11 protein-coding genes and 4 pseudogenes are annotated in these 17,903 nt (G+C 59.6%); 2 read left to right on the top strand and 13 right to left on the bottom strand.

Annotated elements, in window-relative coordinates:
• Nucleotides 1–975: 975 nt before the first annotated feature.
• The 6 genes from CK218_RS15565 to CK218_RS15540 form a co-directional block, all read right to left on the bottom strand.
• Nucleotides 976–2,445 carry a PLP-dependent aminotransferase family protein gene (locus CK218_RS15565; RefSeq protein WP_095776694.1) on the bottom strand — a complete coding sequence of 490 codons (1,470 nt, stop codon included), beginning with the start codon at nucleotides 2,443–2,445 and terminating at the stop codon, nucleotides 976–978.
• Nucleotides 2,446–3,101: 656 nt separating this feature from the next.
• Entirely contained in the window at nucleotides 3,102–5,117 is a 2,016-nt protein-coding gene (locus CK218_RS15560; RefSeq protein ID WP_095776600.1) for a carbamoyltransferase, read from the bottom strand.
• A gap of 292 nt (nucleotides 5,118–5,409) precedes the next feature.
• Nucleotides 5,410–6,198 carry an ABC transporter permease gene (locus CK218_RS15555; protein ID WP_095802359.1) on the bottom strand — a complete coding sequence of 263 codons (789 nt, stop codon included), beginning with the start codon at nucleotides 6,196–6,198 and terminating at the stop codon, nucleotides 5,410–5,412.
• A gap of 3 nt (nucleotides 6,199–6,201) precedes the next feature.
• Nucleotides 6,202–7,224 (bottom strand): nodulation factor ABC transporter ATP-binding protein NodI, encoded by a 1,023-nt coding sequence (gene nodI / locus CK218_RS15550; RefSeq protein WP_095776602.1) that lies wholly within the window; start codon nucleotides 7,222–7,224, stop codon nucleotides 6,202–6,204.
• A 43-nt stretch (nucleotides 7,225–7,267) separates the two neighbouring features.
• A complete protein-coding gene (gene nodC, locus CK218_RS15545) occupies nucleotides 7,268–8,542 on the bottom strand; it encodes a chitooligosaccharide synthase NodC (RefSeq protein WP_095776603.1) in 1,275 nt (424 codons plus the stop codon).
• Between the two features lie 127 nt (nucleotides 8,543–8,669).
• Nucleotides 8,670–9,263: a NodA family N-acyltransferase gene (locus CK218_RS15540; protein WP_095825975.1), complete on the bottom strand. Its 594-nt coding sequence runs from the start codon at nucleotides 9,261–9,263 to the stop codon at nucleotides 8,670–8,672.
• Nucleotides 9,264–9,699: 436 nt separating this feature from the next.
• Here CK218_RS15540 and nifH point away from each other — a divergent pair.
• A pseudogene (gene nifH, locus CK218_RS15535) lies at nucleotides 9,700–9,874 on the top strand (nitrogenase reductase); the annotation flags it as partial.
• A 104-nt stretch (nucleotides 9,875–9,978) separates the two neighbouring features.
• Here the strand turns inward: nifH and CK218_RS15530 are convergent.
• The 4 genes and pseudogenes from CK218_RS15530 to CK218_RS30615 form a co-directional block, all read right to left on the bottom strand.
• The gene (locus CK218_RS15530; protein ID WP_095776605.1) at nucleotides 9,979–11,148 is read right to left on the bottom strand and encodes an MFS transporter; all 1,170 of its coding nucleotides are present in this window, start codon (nucleotides 11,146–11,148) and stop codon (nucleotides 9,979–9,981) included.
• Nucleotides 11,149–11,492: 344 nt separating this feature from the next.
• Nucleotides 11,493–11,670 (bottom strand): annotated as a pseudogene (locus CK218_RS31120) (transposase); the annotation flags it as partial.
• A gap of 390 nt (nucleotides 11,671–12,060) precedes the next feature.
• A complete protein-coding gene (locus CK218_RS15520) occupies nucleotides 12,061–12,843 on the bottom strand; it encodes a sulfotransferase (RefSeq protein WP_095776606.1) in 783 nt (260 codons plus the stop codon).
• Between the two features lie 49 nt (nucleotides 12,844–12,892).
• Nucleotides 12,893–13,036, bottom strand: coding sequence for a hypothetical protein (locus tag CK218_RS30615; RefSeq protein ID WP_179294520.1), 144 nt, complete (start codon nucleotides 13,034–13,036; stop codon nucleotides 12,893–12,895).
• Between the two features lie 250 nt (nucleotides 13,037–13,286).
• On the opposite strand from CK218_RS30615, the pseudogene CK218_RS31115 reads away from it, so the two are divergent.
• Nucleotides 13,287–13,634, top strand: a pseudogene (locus CK218_RS31115) (LysR family transcriptional regulator); the annotation flags it as partial.
• 605 nt (nucleotides 13,635–14,239) lie between these two features.
• Here the strand turns inward: CK218_RS31115 and CK218_RS31410 are convergent.
• From CK218_RS31410 to CK218_RS15505, 3 genes and pseudogenes are all read right to left on the bottom strand, one after another.
• Nucleotides 14,240–14,364, bottom strand: a pseudogene (locus CK218_RS31410) (helix-turn-helix domain-containing protein); the annotation flags it as partial.
• Nucleotides 14,365–14,828: 464 nt separating this feature from the next.
• A complete protein-coding gene (ubiM, locus tag CK218_RS15510) occupies nucleotides 14,829–16,010 on the bottom strand; it encodes a 5-demethoxyubiquinol-8 5-hydroxylase UbiM (protein WP_095776607.1) in 1,182 nt (393 codons plus the stop codon).
• Between the two features lie 412 nt (nucleotides 16,011–16,422).
• Nucleotides 16,423–17,397, bottom strand: a complete 975-nt coding sequence (locus tag CK218_RS15505; protein WP_095776608.1) for a hypothetical protein — start codon at nucleotides 17,395–17,397, stop codon at nucleotides 16,423–16,425.
• Nucleotides 17,398–17,903 lie beyond the last annotated feature (506 nt).

Here is a 17,903-nt window from a genome sequence, read left to right as displayed (position 1 = left end):
CGGCCCCGCAATCGGCATAGCCACGAGAGCACGTGCTCAAACGCGCGAGACGGCCGGTCGAGGTTCGGCACTCCGGAGTGGGATCGTACGCGAAAGTAGACGCGATAGCCGCCACGCCTGTTTCTGCAGGACCTCAAATTGGTTCCGCAGCGCGTGCCCCAAGTGAGAAAGCACTGGATATGGTATACAAAATGAATTGCTGATTCCGAACCGATCAAGATGCGGACGCATCGCGTGCAACCCGAATTCTCCCGCCACGACATCAACCTCGCCGATCCTGATGGCGGCGCAACAGGCCCAAGTAAGCCGTGACGACCAGCGCGTCGTAGCCGTTAGGCCGAAGCCCCAGCCCAACTTCGAACGGCTGCGAATAACTTTCCATCAAAGGATCAGTCCCTCGATAGGTTTTTCGGAAGAGTCGGAGAGTTCGACATGATCGGCCACTTGCAACTTGTTTCCAAGCACAACCTCCACCGTCCTTGGAAGCGCATGGGAAAACCTCGACCTTGTTGATGTTGAGGTAGGCGCCTACGCCACCTGAGGGAGCTTGTGGCGAAGAGCCGACCCGATGCAGCTTGCGCCGATCACCGACGAACCTGATCGGAAAGCGGATCGGCTCGCCTAAGTTCGGCGCAGCCCAGGAGGCACACACCAGAAATGCTCCTCGGAGCCAACGTATACATCGACAATCCTTTTAGGGCTCCATCTTCCTATGCAACGTCCTGTCCAATCCGCAAAATCGATTGCTTCGATGACAAGCATCCAGTTTGTGAATAGATGAGATCAAGCCCTTGATCTGAACCTCCTGGTCGTGCGACGCACCGACCGAAGTGCAACCTCACGGGGGGGCAAGCAGCATCAACCCAAGTCAGCCGGCCATGAGCGCGGCCGTTGCCCGGCTGCTTTCAACGATGAACTGTTTACGATGAGCACCCGCGAACGTGTCCTACTCCGCATGCGGAAACTGTCAGCGTCTCAGAGTTGAGCGACGACGTCCCGCAGCATCTCGACGCCTTTTTCGATCTGCCGGATGCCCAAGGCAGAATAGCCCATGACAAGCCCGACGCGATCGGCCTCGCCTGCTCCCGATTGCCCATGATAAAGCGGCGAAATGAGGTGCAGACCTAGACCTGCGCATTGCGCGGCTTCGACCAACGCCGTTTCGCGCGACCGCGGCAGGTCGTTGAACCATATGACGACGTGCAGTCCGGCCTCTGCCCCTTGGACGGCGATCCTATCTTGAAAACTCCGTTTCATGGTGGTCAGCAACACCTCCCGGCGCTCGCCGTTGAGGCGGCGCACGCGGCGCACATGGCTTTCATAGCTGCCGCTCTCGATCAGAGAGGCCAATGACTCCTGCTCGGCCATCGGAGAATGCCGGTCGGCAAACTGCTTGGCGGTTTCAAAAACCTGCTGCAATTCCACCGGGACGACGAGATAGCCGATGCGCAGCATCGGCGAGAGCGTCTTGGAGATGGTGCCTAGGTAGATGACGGCTCCATGATCCTCCAGGCTGTGCAGTGGGGGAACGGGGCTGATATCGTAGCGATATTCGCTGTCGTAGTCGTCCTCGATGACGTAGGCGCCCTCGTCCCGCGCCCATTCCAGAAGCTGATGCCGCCGCGCGATCGGCATGACACCGCCGAGCGGAAACTGATGCGATGGCGTCGCATAGGCCAGCCGAGCCGCGAGCCCCGCCAGTTGCTCCGTCTGCATGCCATGCTCGTCAACCTCGACCGGAACCGGCGTGGCACCTGTACTGGCAAAGACCTGGCGTGCCATCCTGTAGCAGGGGTCCTCGATGACGAAGCTGTCCCCTGGGTCGAGCAGCAGGCGCGCGCAGAGATCGAGCCCCTGCTGCGACCCATTGACAATGACGATTTGCTCAGGGTCGCAGCGCACAGTACGGGCGCGCCAGAGATAGCCCTGAAGCGCCTGGCGCAGCCGGCGCGAACCGCACGGATGGTCGTAGGCGAGCCGTGCAGGCCGCTGCGCCATAGCCGCGTTCATCGCGCGCTTCCAAACCGGTGCCGGAAAATCTGAGGGCGCCAGGTCGCCATATCGGAAATCGATCTTCAGCCTGTTGGGCAGGTGATCCGGCCAGCGCGGAGTGCCACGCAGCCGTTCGCCATAGTTCGACAAGTGACCCGGGCCGGCCCGTTTTGGGGGATTGGCGGTTAGCTCAGGTCCGATCAGCGAGGATGCGACACGATGGCGCGCGCCTTGACGGACGTCGATGAAACCTTCCGCCGCCAGCTGCTCGTAGGCAGCGGTGACGGTCGTTCGCGAGACTCCAAGTTCCTCGGCGAGACCACGTGAGGAGGGCAGTTGGCTGCCGGTGTCGTAGACGCCTCTGAGGATCTGCTCGCGAAGCGATTCGTAGATCTGGCGCGCACCCATGCCGTACGAGCGGTTTGAGCCGCCGGGACCTGGAAACTGGACCATTTCTTTTCCTCCCAACTGGACCAGTTTGCAGCTACTCTTGCCGAAAGCCAAGAGCATGTCCGAAGTCGATGCCCGAGCCCGCCCCACCGATCCAAGACTGATAAACTGGCACCGTCTGCGAACGGCCAACTCGGCTGCCCGCGCGATAGGCCGCGGCGCTCCAGTCGAACTCGCATGGTTTAGATCGGCGTGCCAACTGAGGTTCGCGTCACGCTAGCAATTCCACGTTCCTCGCGGAAATCCTTCAGCGACGCGTGGCGCAGCTTGAGAACAGCTCGCCTTGGCCACGCTTTCATTCGCTGCCCTCGACACGAGGCGATGACGCGTTCGACGCGGCTCCAACTGCCGGCTCCGTGAACGAATTTGACCTTCGGACTCGCCCTTCGCCGGGACGCTTCGAAGCGCGCCATTGTGCGGGGCTCCAGATCCGCGCCATGCCTTGCGCAAGCTCATGGTGAGCACCAGGCCGAGGCTGAAGTCGATATATTGGCCCGGCACCAGTCGAAAAACCTGCGGACTGCAATAAATGGCTATGGATCAGGATCCGGGTGTTCGGCCAATTGCTCCGGATCCCCCGCACCAAGCGGCTTGTCATATGAAGGTGCTTGGACGCACCGGTGTTTCGGCAGCTGGTATCGGTCGTCCAGGCTCTGGCATCATTTTTGGTGGACGCGAGCAGCTCGTGAGGGGTGCATCCGGACGTGGCGCTGCTCCCACAATCGTCTCAGCTCTGATGTGAGAGCCTCGCGCTGGGCTTGATCCATCGTGGTTGTGTCGAGGAGCTCTGCGAGCACGGCCTCGCCTTCGATCCGCGTCAGCAGATCGAACAAGTCATGTGAAATACGCGCGCAGTCACGGTTATCCGTTCGGATTTCGCAGACGGTCTCTTGGCGATCCTGCGCCGTGTATGCGCGGACTTTATGCAGGGACACATATGGCGGCAATGAAACCGCGAGCGCAGTCCAGTCCTGCAGCGTTGCGGCCCGTTTTTTGACGAGGTACGGCCCGACCACAAGTCCATCCAGCTCTGTCGTCAAGAACGTGGCAATCGAGTCTGCAACTGAATCTACGATCGGCTCGGCATTGTTGTTAAAGGACGTATTGAGCAGCATTGGAATGCCAGTGCGCTGCTTGAAGGCATTGATAACGTTCCAGTAGGCAGGACTGGCCTTGCGCGATACTGTTTGCAGCCGAGCCGTACCGTCGACGTGCGTGATGGCGCCGAGCAAACCACGTTTGGAATCGTGCACACGAACTACGAAGTTCATGAACGGAAATTCGCCCGCACTCCCCGGAAGGTCAAAGAATTCGCGCGCATCCTCCTCCAGCACAGATGGGGCGAACGGGCGATACCCTTCCCGCTTCTTGACCATAGCGTTGATCCGGTCCTTGTTTGTGGCGGGCCTGGGATCGGCAAGAATGCTGCGATTTCCGAGCGCGCGCGGCCCGAACTCCGAACGACCTTGCACCCAGCCGATCACGGCCCCACCGGCCATCCACTCGGCTGCCCTATCCGCCACTTCCTCGGTGCGTTCAAACTCCAGGTGCCCCGCCCATGCCTTTAGTTCCTCTTCGACAGCGTGATCACTCGCAAGATCCGGCCCCCAATAAACCTCCTGCAATCGCGCACGCGGCGCGGGGCGGCCCAGCTCATTAGACGCGATTAGTGCAGCGCCTAATGCGCACCCAGCGTCATGCGATGCGGGCTGCACGAAGATGTCTTCGAAAAGTCCTGAATAGAGGAGCTTGCCGTTCATGGAGCAATTGTGCGCAACTCCGCCGGCCAGGCATAACCGCGTCATCCCGGTGGCCTCGCGATAATGCCGAAGAATGTGAAACACGATGCGTTCGAGCGCTTCCTGTAACGACGCACTCACATCCTTGTGCTGCTGGGTGAATGGCATTCCCTTTTGCCGAACCTGAATGCTGCGGAGCAAAGTCGGACCGATGCGGTCCAGGTGGACGCGATACTCGCCGTTTGCTGAGAGTTCATAGAACTGCTCGAAAAGCTCGCGATAGGGAACGGGATCGCCGTAGGGGGCTAGCCCCATTACCTTGTATTCATCGAACAAGCCGTAGCCGAGATACCGGATCGTCTCGAGATAAAATTGCCCAAGGGAATTGTTCTCCGGGAAAGTCGCGAGTTGCGTAATTTCAGTACCGGATCCTATCGCCATTAGGCCCGACAGGAAATCACCAGAGCCATCGACCGCAAAAATCAGACTTTGCTCGAAGCCCGACATTGCAAAAGCACTCACGGCGTGCGCCTGATGATGACTTACGAATGAGATACGCGAAGCGTCGAGTTCGGTACCGAATTCCTGCGCCAACAGCTTCTGCACCAACAGTTTAGCATCCAACGGAATGGAGGCATCCGGCTGGGAAACAAGCATGTTTTCTAGCATGGCATTCGAGTAGGCTTCGGTAGCGTAGAACGCCACACGATCGATTTCGCTGAGCTGAACCCCGGCTGCTGAAAGACAGTATTGAGCCGCGCTAATTGGGAGCTTGTTGGAATGTTTGATCCGATTCAGGCGCTCTTCTTCTACTGCCGCAATGACCTGTCCGTCCCGGACGAGCACCGCAGCGCCATCGTGCATGAATGTGTTTGGAATCTGAAACCTGTTTTCATGGACTTTGTCCAATCCGCCGTTCAATCCTAGACACAGCATCTGGCTCTCCGTTTGTCGTACAAGAATACTAAATTGGCCTGTCTCGAGGCCGTTCGATCAGAAAGACCGGCTGCGTTGTCATTCGTCCCGGCGAACGCCAGTCAGACATCACTGACCTCAAAGAAATCCTCTTGGGTCCGCCGGGATCAACATAAGATTCTGTGCTCGAGACGCCGGTCCCATAGCGTTGTGAGATTGTATTGACGCCAGCCAAACCCTTCGCGGCACATGCTGGCGATGTCGTTTTTATTTGCGCTCATAGGGCATGATTTATCTCCTTCTCTCTTTCGCGTCAGCGCATCAGTCGGCGGCGCAACAGCGCCATCGAGAGAAAGAATGGCAACAGTGCGTACAGGCCGAGCACACCGATGTGCAGGGCGATGCCGGCGATCGGGCGATCAAGCATAACAGGTCGAATGAGGTCGATCGAATGTGACAGCGGCATGCATCGCGCTATCTTCTGAAAGGCGTCAGGCAGCTGATTCAATGGGAAAACGGCGCCCGACAGGAACAGCATAGGTGTAAGCACAAGCGTCTGGTAAAATACGAAGTAATCGTAGCTGGGCGAAAGTGCGGTGACGATCATCGCGAGGCTCGCAAATACGCACCCCGTCAGAGCAATGATTGGCAGCGCATAGAGGACGGACGGCCAGGCTGCATAGCCCAACGTTACGGTGACAATCGTAATTGCCGTACCGGCCAGGAAGGCCTTGGTGGCTGCCCAGGCCAGTTCACCCAAAACGATGTCGCCGAGGGTAACGTGCGTGTACAGCATGGCTTCCCATGTGCGTTGAGAATGCATGCGAGCGAAAGCCGCGTACAATGTTTCGAGGGTAGAGGCGGTCATCGCACTTACCGCGACCATACCGGCCGCCAAAAAGGCGATATACGACGCACCGTCAACGTGGCCGACCATTATGCCGAGTCCGGTGCCGAGTCCGAAAAGATAGATCATCGGATCGGCGAGGTTACCGAGAATCGACACGAGTGCGACTTTCTTCCATGCCAGATAGTTGCGGCGCCACACCGCAACCCAGTTCCACGCATTGGCCGGCAGCGCCGCGGCAAAACCTTCAATCATCGTTCACTCCTCCATCTCGCGCCCGGTCAGCCGCAAGAAAACATCCTCGAGATTGGCTGGGCGCAGAAGAAGACGCAGACCTGCACGCTCCTGCAGTTGCGTGCGCACCTGGTCAGGGTCTGGCCCATAGCAATAAAGGGTTTCGCCGCTGATCTCGATGCGCTGAGAATGTGGCTTGACCAGCGAATGCAACTCGTGCGGATCGCCGCCGTAGATCTCCATGACCTGGCATCCTATATGCTCGTCGATAAGCGCCTGCGGGCGGCCTTCGGCGATGTTGCGACCTCTTTCGAGCACGCACAGCCGATCGCATAATCTCTCAGCCTCTTCCATGAAATGCGTCGTCAGGATAATCGTCTTGCCGCATGCCAACAGGGCGCGCAGCCGCTCCCAAATCAGGTGGCGCGCGTGGGGATCGAGGCCGGTTGTCGGCTCGTCCATCACAATGAGCTGGGGGTCGTTGATCAACGCCCGCGCCATCGTCAGGCATCGCTTCATCCCGCCGGACAGTTCCGAGACACGCGCATCCGCCTTTCGCTCGAGGCGAGCGAATTCGAGAAGGGACGGGATGACTGCTTCGCTCTGGCGTGTGCTCATGCCGAAGTAGCGGCCGAACACCAGCAGGTTCTCGCGTACGGTGAATTCCTGGTCAAGATTGTCGAATTGCGGGACCACGCCAATGCCCCTGCGTGCCAGCCGAGCTCGCGCCGGCACCGGGACGCCGAGCACTGTGATCGTGCCCGCGTCAGGGCATGTCATGCCAAGGAGCATACGCGCAATCGTGCTTTTGCCCGCGCCGTTTGGTCCGAGGAGGCCGAAACACTCGCCCGACGCAACGCTGAACGACAGTTCGTCGACAACGGCCTTGTTCCCATACGACTTGGTTACGCCGGCAAAATCGACAGCCACGGTCGACAGAGGGCCAGGCAGGGAGCTTTTCGCGCTTGCTTGCCCGTGAGACTTCCGTTCGATCGGACCAGTCTCGAGCCGCCCCAAATCCTCTGGGCCCAACTTCCGACTCAACACTTGATGTTCCTGGTCCTGGCTCAAAGCTCTTCCACCTACGTGACTATTGCTGTTCGCTGTAAGTTGCGTCAGATCCCACCAAGTTGTGCTTTGGAACGGCGCCGCCGATGTTTGGCACATTGGCCGCAGAGCCTCGCGACAACCAATCGCTATTGCTCAATGTACACAGCGCGTATGCTTTCAATGGGAGCAAGAGAAAAATGTTGATGAGTGTGTGGAGCGAGAATCCGAGAAATCGAAGTTGGCGCGCACGAAACGCTGCCACGCTGCAGCGAATTATAGTCATGACCGCAATCGTCAGGCACGCCGTCCAAGGCACGGTACCCGTCGTTAGGAATTGCGCGAGCCCCGCCAGGAGCGACAATGACAGCAATAATGGGCCAAGGTTCTGCCCAATCACATCCAATGTGAGATAGATATTAAGGCCGCGCAGCAGTTGGAGCCCCAGCAACGTGTCACGAAACGTGCTCCGAGCCCAGCGAAGTTGTTGGCGCAGATAAGGCCCCATGCTGTTGGGAACGACTGTTGCCGCGACGGCCTCCGGGACATATTCTGTTCGAAAGCCTGCCTTCAGCATCAGGATCGTAAGGTGGCGGTCCTCACCGAAGTCGCTCGGTTTCCCTCGAAAGCGCTGCGTCTCGTACTGATCAAGCAGCGAAACAAGCGCGGTTCGCCGGTACATGGCACACGGACCGCAGCAACACATGACGGCACCGAACCGAGCCTGCGCTGCCCGCTCTTCGTTGCAGGCGAGCCAGTATTCCATGTCAATTAACCGCGTCAGCCAAGTTTCATTGCGATTGCTAGCCGCCAACTGGCCCATGGCGGCGCCGATCGCTTGATCTTGCATCTTTAGCGCAAGCCTTGTGATGACGTCCGGTGCGAGTATCGTGTCCGAATCTACATTGAGCACCAAATCTCCGCACGAGCGGCGAACCGCCGCAATCTGTGCCTTGCGCTTTCCGACATTCTTTGGGAGCGCAATGAAATTGAACCTCGGGTCGCGCGCGTATTCCTCGTGCACACCGACGAGGGCATCGCGGTTTCCAGAACCATCATCAACAACATAGACTTGCAGTTCTCCGGCATAGTCCTGACTTGCAATGGAAGCCAGGCAGTCCGAGAGGGTGCGAGGTGCCTCGTTGTAGCACGGGATAATGACATCGACGCTCGGCCAAGGCTCACAGCCGGCCGGTTCGCCCGAGGACGGCGGTACGTCTGCAGGCAGGGTATAAAGCACCTGCGCGGTCTTATAGACGGTCGACAGCAGCGCATAAGAGCAGACGGCGACAATACTGGCCGGGACAAAGAGGTTCATGAGATGTCAGATTTTTCAGTACATTTGAGGAAGCGAGCGGACAACAAATCCGCGGTCAATGCTGGGTTCAGATCGGTCAATGCGATGAGGGGCGGGTCGCGGTGACTGATATCATTGCGGGTGTTCTTCATAGCTCTGGACCGTTCCGATCGATCAAAGTGCCGGCCGGCCACTCGCTCATTGAGCGTCCAATTGGGAGCACCATGACGAGCACGTCGTCGTCGATTCGCGTGGGAGGCAGATCTGGGTACACGTCCGGGCGGGTTGAACGCACGCGAACGCCCGACAAAATGCTCGCCAAGCCTTTGCGGCAGAACCTGCCAAGATGGTTCCGGAGCGCGTGCCGAACCGTGCCGAAAGCGAATGGAACGCCAAGCTGCTGCAGCACTGGATACATCGCGCTGATCGAATGGGCGATTCCTAGCCCCTCAAGATCCGGACGCACCCCGTATAGACCGAGTTCAGCGACAAGGAGATCAGCGTCGCCCACTTTGATGTATCGGCGCAGCACGCCCAAGTGAGCCGCTATCCCGTGCACATCATAGCCGATTGCGCGGACCTCCGGCCTTGCACCGGCCCAACTTCGACCGCCCGCGAATGCCTTTGCACTAAAGGCTCCGACAGGCTCATAGATCTTCCGGAAGAACTCAGAGAGTTCGAGATGATCGGTAAGCCGCAACTCATTTTCCCAGCACAACCTCCACTGCACGTCAGAGCGCATGCGAAGACTTCCTTTTTTTCGGGTTCTTTTGTGTACCTCACGCGGTGGTGCAACGGCGGTGTACGTCATGTGCGGCGGTCTATGAATGACCCGCTCGGATTGGTAAAATTGATTGTTTAGATGGCGAGCATCCAGGCTGTGGATGTTAACACCATGCGTTTCAAAGCCCTGATCTACAGCTTCTGGTCGTCCTCGATCGGCCCGATACTGCGACGGCAGCGATGGCGGCTGTCGGTGACACAACCTGCCTCAAGAGCGGCCGCCAGCGGCGTGTCTGCGCCTCGTGCCGAAGCAGCGATCAAGTGGAGGAAGGGCCCGACCCGCCAACGTCAATGATGTCGAAGCCGTCGTCACAGCCGGCCATCAACGTGCCGCCAGCGCGTCGGCTCTCTTCGGGAGACGCTGCTGGAGTCGAGCCGCATGTCGTGCATCGAGCGGACTGATCTGCAACGAGCGTCAAACCGACCGCGAGCTCAACCTCGCCTACACACTGGCATCCAGGCTCAATTCCAAGCTCATCCCCTTCCTGCCTCGCGACAACATCGTCCGAACTCAGGAAGATGTCAGTGATCCAGCATGCGCCGGACTCCAAGCAGGCAGGGGAATTGCAAACAGGTGGATGTATCTTCGCGCATCTCGGAATGTCGTCGCATCGCCTTACCCTTCGTATTCAGCGGAGAATTTCGGGGGTGCAGACTTACCATGCGCAGAGCGGCTATTCCGCCGGCCGCGTCTGCAGGACAGTACGGCGGTCGACTGACTGCAGCAGCACAGCGGCGGCGACGGCCAGAAGCGCCAGCGCCGCACCTACCAGCGGCAACCGGGCGTAGGATACGCCCCAGGAGATAGCGAGGCCACCGATCCAAGCGCCGCCGGCATTGCCGACATTGAAGGCGCTCTGGATGAGCGTGGCGGCCAGGTTCGGGCCCTCGGCAGCCGCCTCGATGACGCGGATCTGCAGCGGCGGCACGACGATGAAGATCAGCATACCCCATAGGAAGACGATGGCTATGGCAACCATCCCTATCGCACCGAATTTGGCGAAGATGACGAACATCAAGGCCATGGCGAAAAGCGTGCCGATTACCGTCGGCATCAGCCTCCATTGGGCTAGGCTGCCGCCGATGAGGTTGCCGATCGTCATGCCGGCGCCGAACAAGAGCAGCACCCAGGTGACGGTCGCCGTCGACAGGCCGGAGACGTCGGTGAGATAAGGCTTGATGTATGTGAAAACCGCGAACAGGCTGGCCGATGCAAGCGAGGCGATCACCATCGCCAACCACACCTGCAGCTTGCCGAGCACGCGCAATTCAGCGAGCAGGCCACCGCTCGGCTCGGCGACATCCGAAGGCACCAGCCAGGCGATGGCCGCGACCGAGACCAGCCCGATGCCAACGACGGCAAAGAAGGTGGCGCGCCAGCCGAAGGCTTCGCCGAGCACGGTGCCGGAGGGGACGCCGAGTATGTTGGAGAGCGTCAGACCGGCGAACATGAGCGCGATCGCGCTCGCCCTTTTGTTGCGCGGCACAAGACTCGCGGCGACGACCGAGCCGATGCCGAAGAAGGCGCCATGGCCGAAAGCGGTGAAGACGCGCGCCGCCATCAGCAGCCAGTAATTGGGCGCAAGCGCGCAGAACAGATTGCCGATGACAAAGAGCGTAGCGAGGCCGACAAGCACCGGCTTGCGCGGCAGGCGGGCCGTCGCCACAGCGACGATCGGTGCGCCGATGACAACGCCCAGCGCGTAGCCGGTGACGAGCAAGCCGGCCGATGGAATTGAAACGCCGAGATCGGCGGCCACCTCCGGCAGCAGTCCCATGATGACGAATTCGGTGGTGCCTATGCAGAAGGATGCAATGGCAAGTGCAAGGATCGGCAAAGGCATGGGGTGTCCAGACTCGCTCGGTGATGACTCGCGGACAACCAAGCATGTGCCGTTCCGAATAAAAGGTCATTCTGGAACAAGCAGATAGCGTAAACAGATACGTCGCCTGTCCGACATTGTCGCCCCGGCTTTGTCATTTCTGCACTGCTGTCCGGGAAGCCCATGCCGCGCGTTGAGGGAGTTTCCGGCTACCTTCTGAGCATCGGGTGAATGCTTCACCGACTAAAACCGGTGGCTTCAGGTTACGGCTTAAAGCCGGATCGGTCCGCCGTCCGGCGGACAGGGCGCGAACTCACGTCACGTTGAGATTGTCGTCAGGCTCGGGCGGCGTCTGGTTCCCCACATTCGTCGGTAACATTGCCGCTTGTGGCAACCCAATAACCCCTCGCCCACAGATGCTGGCCCTAGTAGCGTTTGCGCAATATCCGAACTCGCTCAGCAGCTTGTGTAAACTGCGTCCCTTCGGGCGCTGCACGCGATACTTACCGACAGGTTCGGCGGGACCGACACAAGCATGCGCACGTCGATCCGGCGTGAATGACAATTTCGTGCGCCCGCGCCGTCTCACGCAGCAACTCCCGGCATCGCCATACCAATGCGAATGTTCGTGCTGCTTCCCGGTGTTGCCAGTACAGGAGGCCATTCCGAGCCCTTATTGCCATTCCGGCGCTTGCTTTCGCCGGCGGCATCCCTATTTCGCTCGGTCTGGTATGTCTTACGCCATGGCCGTATGAACACGGACGTGCCGATTGCGAGAAGCGGTGATGGTGGTGCCGGTGCCTTGCGGGTGTGCGGTCTCTAGGTTTGGATGCCCATGCTGCCCTTCATCGTCGAGCCCCTTTTTCGCCCTGAATTCAGCGCTGCACTATTGTCGGAAGGGCGAGCGAGCTCGTCGACGTTGGGTCCCGGAGGCTAAGGAAGGGCAGGCTGTCGCTTTCCGCTGCGCCGACTATTCAGACGGTCACCAACCTCAAAGAATCGCGCGTAAGGTCCGCCTGCGAAGTGACGCCGCAACTCTCCGAAATTCTCTATCGTTTGGTCCAGGGGGCGCGCTTCCTGCCGCTTAAGAATAGTGGCACCAGAGAGCCGAACCGCTGGAATCCCCAGGAACTCCCAAATTTTTGCCAAGCACGCAGAGGGTTCGCCAAGAAGGCTCTCGTACTCGACCACATGCAAGTCGGTGGACGCGAAGGAGCGCGCGACGAGATTGTGGAATTCATCGGCGGTCTTGAAATAAGCCTCGCAGCAGGCGACTGTCAGTTTGACGCATGGATTCGCGTCGTTGCCCGAAATGTACTTAAGCCATTGGCGGGTTTGCCTCGCCTGTGTCAGCGATCGCAGCGATTCCAATGTGTTTCTGCGAACTAGAAGGATGACCTTCAGGCATGGCCAACGAGCGAGCTCAGCAAAAAAGCCCGGACGCTCGCGAAACTGAGGTTCGTTGATCTTGCAACCAACGCGCGTCACCTTCTTGTCGGTTGCGTTGGGATAACGCAAGTAGGCAAGCTCGAGGAGCTCGCGATCGCTGCCTAGCAAGCGGTCCTTATCGAGCCAGTTAGTATCATAGCGGTTGAGCAACTCACCATTGCTCAGTACGCTCGCATGGTCGTTCAGCAGTTCTTCCAAGTAATGCGTACCCGCCCTCGGCATCGCAAGGATCACAAATGGGCTAGGTGAAGGCATTGGATGGGTCATGCAAGTGTTTCCGTTCTAAGGTTTGTTCGGCTGGGGTTGACCTACGATGTCAGCCCTGGATGAAACGGCGCAGCAACTCTATGTAAGCCGCCTTCCTAAAAATGGCTTTTTGAAAGAATTCGGCGAATTCGACGTTGTCTGCAAGTCCCAGCTCATTTCCCGCATAGTCTCCCGGCGTACTTTGGAAGCGCATGGAATAGCTTCCTCTTGCCGTTTCCTGGGTTACGCGTCACGCGATCCGATCTCGACCAGTCTGGAAAGCGTACGGAGCTTTTGCCGGTGGTATGCCTCCAAGCGGCCTTGGGGCTTGGTTGCGTCAGCCGGATCGATGGAGCTTGCGCAACGTCCGAAGAACATATTCGAGTGAGCATGGCCTCGTTTGATGCTAGACGTCTACTTCAGAAATGCAGCACTCCATAAACGTCGCAAAATCGATTGTTCGGATACTTCACATCCATGCCGTGGATGAATCGACCGTGCGCTTCAAGGGCCTTGATGTGAATGCTCCACCCGCTAAAGCCGGTGCGCGACTTTTCCGCGACGAGCTATTTATCATCAGAGGCCGTGAACTTGTCCCAACACGCCGTGCGGAAGGGCTCGCCCCCGCGGTCCGCGAGGCTCTGCTGCACATCCAGCTCTCTATCATTCCCTGGGATAATTCAACCCAACCCAATCGGCGCATCGCTTCAGGATCGGCACTTCCGATTTCATGACGGTCTTCAAGCGGTCGTGGAGCGGTCGCCCGGGAAGCACCCGCCACCGGCTTTGAATTGCTGCCTCTCGAGGACGACCTGCGTGAGGGGCGTTTGCGTTCCCAGCTTCATGTAGTGCCCGCAATCAGTCGGGGCGAGACGATTATCAGGTGCCGATTTCATCCCGGTACAGGGAAATGGGTTGTTGTTGCCGGGCGATCGCCGTGGTGACGAGGTCGACCTCCCATCCGACAGCCTGTCGGCACACTGGCCCAGTAGCGATCTGGATGATGGAGGGTCGGGCGGCGGCGATGAGGGTGAAGGAGACACCGCACCTCCTGTGCGAACTCCACCTTCAGCTATCTGAGCTTGCGGCGTGATCACCTACATCGCGAAGGAGACGTACAAGACGGCGCGCATCGTCGTTCCGGAGAAACGAAATACCTTCGCTACCGTGTGGATGTGCGATCGTTGTTGCAAGCCGTCATGTCCTCGCTCAGGCGGCGCAGCGGGCTCAACTCGGCCATTTCAAACTCTGTTCCAGAATGCGCTTCAACGTCCAATCCTATGCCAACTCACAAAGGTGTCATCGCCCAATGTCTTGGCCCCCGACATTGACGAAGCGAACTCGCTCGCGAGAGGTGCCGCATGTCTAGGGTCACAACGGCCGGGGGCGACTTCGCGACCTGACATCATCCAGGCGTTTAGAACTTCTTCACCTCAATTCCGTGCCGGCGCAGAGCATAGCCGACTTGCAGCGGCGTGGGGCCGAGGATACGAGCCGCCCTAGCCTGGACCAGTTGGCCTTCTCCATCGCGTCGATCAGCCGCGTTCCGTCAGCCGCGAGGCCCACATTGGGAGCAATTGGGCTCCTTCGGATCGGCGCCCCTGACGGTCCGTTCGGTCGCCCACCTCGTGTGCCGGCTGTGCCGGATGCGGCTGACCATGGAACGGCAAGCGTGCAACCACGGAACCGGCTGGGCGCTGCGCGGGTCGAAAATCGCGGCGGTCCTCTCTCGTTCCAAGACAGAGCAATCCTGACCGATCGCTCAGTAGAGGGGCGGCCCTGCCATAATCAGCACCGAAAGCCGATTGACCGGCCCAGATACCTCGTCGTCCGCACTAGGAACACAGACGCCTGAAAGAGCAGAGCACGCCTTCGCCTATACAAGGGGAGGAAGGCGTCATGCTCTTGCGGCGATCGACGATTCCGCGCAGCCGCGACCGCTCACATCGAACCACACTCGCCAGCCTGCTAGGCCGGCACGCGGACGATGCCACTGTGACTGGGGTTCACCGCCTCAGCATGGCCGCAATGCCATAACGGACAAAGGGAAGATGTTGTCCGAGGCGCAGCCCCACATGCCTTGCAAGCCGTGCTGCCGGATGCTCGCTTGAGTAGAGACCGACGAGAATATTCGTAGCATGGTAGAGCGGCGCGGCCGACAGGCGCAGTCGGCTTTCATATCTGTGGAGCATGTCGGGATCGGCAATGTCGCGACGGTCGCGCCATGCTGTCTGAATACCACGGGCGAGCTGCTTCTGGCCGCCGAGGCCGATGTTGAAGCCATGCGCGGTCACCGGGTGCATGCCGATGGCAGCGTCGCCGATCAATGCGGCGCTCGGCGCCCGGAACCTGTGCGCCCAGGTCGTGACCAACGGATAGATATGGCGTTGGCTTGCCAGGCTCATGTTGCCGAGGCGGCCTCGACAGCGTTTCGTCAACTCCATCAGGAACAACTCGTCATCAAGGGCAAGCAGTTCTTCGGCCTCGTTTGAGGGCAAAGTCAAAAGCAGCGACGACACGCCCTTGGCGAGGGGCAACATCGCTATCGTCTGATGATGATCGAACCATTCGATCGCGATCTGATGGTGGGGGCGCTCGTGCCTCACCCGGCAAATCAGCATCGAGTTGCCAAGCCGGTTGATATCGGCGCCGATGCCGAGCAGATTGCGGGTGGCGGACAAACGCGAATCGGCGGCAACGAGAAGCCGAGCGGTCAGCTGCCTGCCATTGGAGAGCGTTATAACTGCTCGCTGACGGCTGTTTGTTGCACGCACGACCGAGTGGCCGCACAGCAGCCGAACATGGCCCTGGGAGCGGATGATCTTGAAAAGGGCATCGCGGATCCGGCAATTCGGGACCAGAACGCCCAGTGGTTCTGCGGATCGGCCCGGTGAATCGAAACACAGCGCAAAGGGACTCGATCCGTTGAGGACGCGTGCGCCTTGAAGCGGTGACTTGTCCGAAGCACGGATAACATCCCAGGCGCCGAGCTCGCGAAGGATGCCAATCGAGGCGTGGGTGAGCGCGATCTCGCGACCGTCGAAAGCCGGACTTGCCAGTCTATCCAGGGACTGTCCTTCGACAACCGCCAGTTTGAGCTCGCTGTGGGCAAGCGATGCGGCGAAGGAAAGACCGACCGGCCCGGCGCCAACGACAATGATGTCGAAGCTGTGGTCAAGGCCGGGCATCAGCGTGCCGCCTGCGCGTCGGCTCTCTTCGCGAAACGCTGCTGGATTCGAGCCGTATGTCGCACATCGGTCGCGCTGCGATCCATGGCCCGCCGCATCGCCTCAGGCGCGTTTCTCGCGTCGGTTCCTGGCTGGTGAAGCGTCATTTGCGCGCCGTATGGTCCGGATTGTAAAGATGATGGGAGCGACGATCAGGCTGTCGGTCAGCACATGCGTTTCCCCTGAAGAACTGGCCGATCAGACCACGCCGACTAGAACATGGCCTTGATCTGGGTCAGTCGAGGCCCAACCGGGGTCGGATGACCTCGATCCAGTGTGCCAGCTGATCCCATGACGACGCCATGGCACCAGCTAGCCCAAGGGAGAACCAGGCGTGTGATCTGGGGAAAGCTGTTTTCAGCACTTTGCGAGATCAGCGAATGACCGGCTCGCCATGGAAGCGCCGGCGCGAGGGCGGCGACACGCCGAAGCCGACTTCCATCATCAATCGTGGCGTGCGCGAAGGCACGGTGCCCATATGGAAGCCAAACGGATCCTCGACAAAGCCGAAGCCGGCTTCGCCGGTCAGCGTGACGGGGCTGTCATCGCCATAGACGTTGAGAACCTCATGCGCGGGATGGCCGACGAGCAGCGTCAGTTGATGCTTGAGGATGCGCCGCTTGTGGCTGCCCCGGACATAGACATGCGGGCCGGTGCCCTCGTCGACCGGCGCCAGATAGAAGAAGAATTTCAGCATCCGCCAGTCATCGAGATCGAAATGATACTTCCCCAGCGAGGCACGGTTCTTGTCGGCGTCGGAAGCCTGGCCGGTGGGAAAGCTCCACCACACGCGTGTGGTGATCAGTTTCGCCTGAGCGCCCAGATAATGCGCGGCGATGTCGAGCAGCAGCGGATCGTTCTGGAGGGCGACCGCTGCCTCGCAGCCGAGGATGCGTTCGAAATAGTGGCCGCTGAGCAAGGAGCGGCCGAAACGCTTTTCGGCCTCGGCATGGTCCTCAGGCATGAATTCGAGACGGCGATCGAAATTGCCGAAACAAGGCGTGCACCGGGCGAAGGCGGCGATCTCCTCATGGATGAAAGTCGGAAGGACGAGCCCGCAAAACAGCCCGTCCGACCGCAGCGCCTCGACAACGTCCTGGCGATTGACGCCGGCAAACATCGTGTCGTGGGCCTTTTGGGACACGCAAACCGGCTTTGCCCCACGCCAGTGCATCCTGCGGGCCGGCATGGTGCGGGCCAGCACGAACATCGGCAGCCATGCCGGGTTCTCCCGAATGTCCGAAAGATAGGTGGGAATGCGCAAGGCGATGCGGCGCAGCACGCCGCCGTTTCGCGCGATGGCCTCGAGACTGGGGGCGCCGGATTGGTCAGGGCTAGAAAGGGTCATGAAGGTCCTCAGCTATGAATGCGATATCGACGAAGCCTCGGTTCTCGCTGCCCCGCCGCTGGGTTCCAACCCCGATTCCCGCAGCGGAAGGACGTCTAGCCGCGGGTCGGATTTTGTGCAATGCACAATAGCCCTTGCGGCGGGGCAAATGCTGTTAGGATCAATGTCCGAAGTTCGTCTGACAGAAGACCCGGCCGAGCCTTCGATCGAGAACAGCCGTATTTTGAGATCGGGCCCCTATAAACGCCCCCCTGAATGGCAACTCTGTTTCTGGGGAAGCTGGGGTGGCGCCCGCCGAGTGCACCAACTCGCCAAATCGCGGTGGCATCGCGTTGAACGCCAATATGTGCGGTGACTTTTTTGTCCTCGCCGTAAACTTGGGACTCCAAAATCTCCGATTCGGATTTCGCAGATATACTGCGCATCGACCGGCCCACGACCGACTCCAATGCATTGTCTGGTCGATCGGACGTCGGCTATCTTCGCGAGGCACACGCATGAAGGGC

This window comes from Mesorhizobium sp. WSM3879 (assembly GCF_002294915.1).
GTDB lineage: Bacteria > Pseudomonadota > Alphaproteobacteria > Rhizobiales > Rhizobiaceae > Mesorhizobium.
Note: the sequence above shows the minus strand (reverse complement) of the source record. Positions and strands in the feature narration are given on the sequence as shown.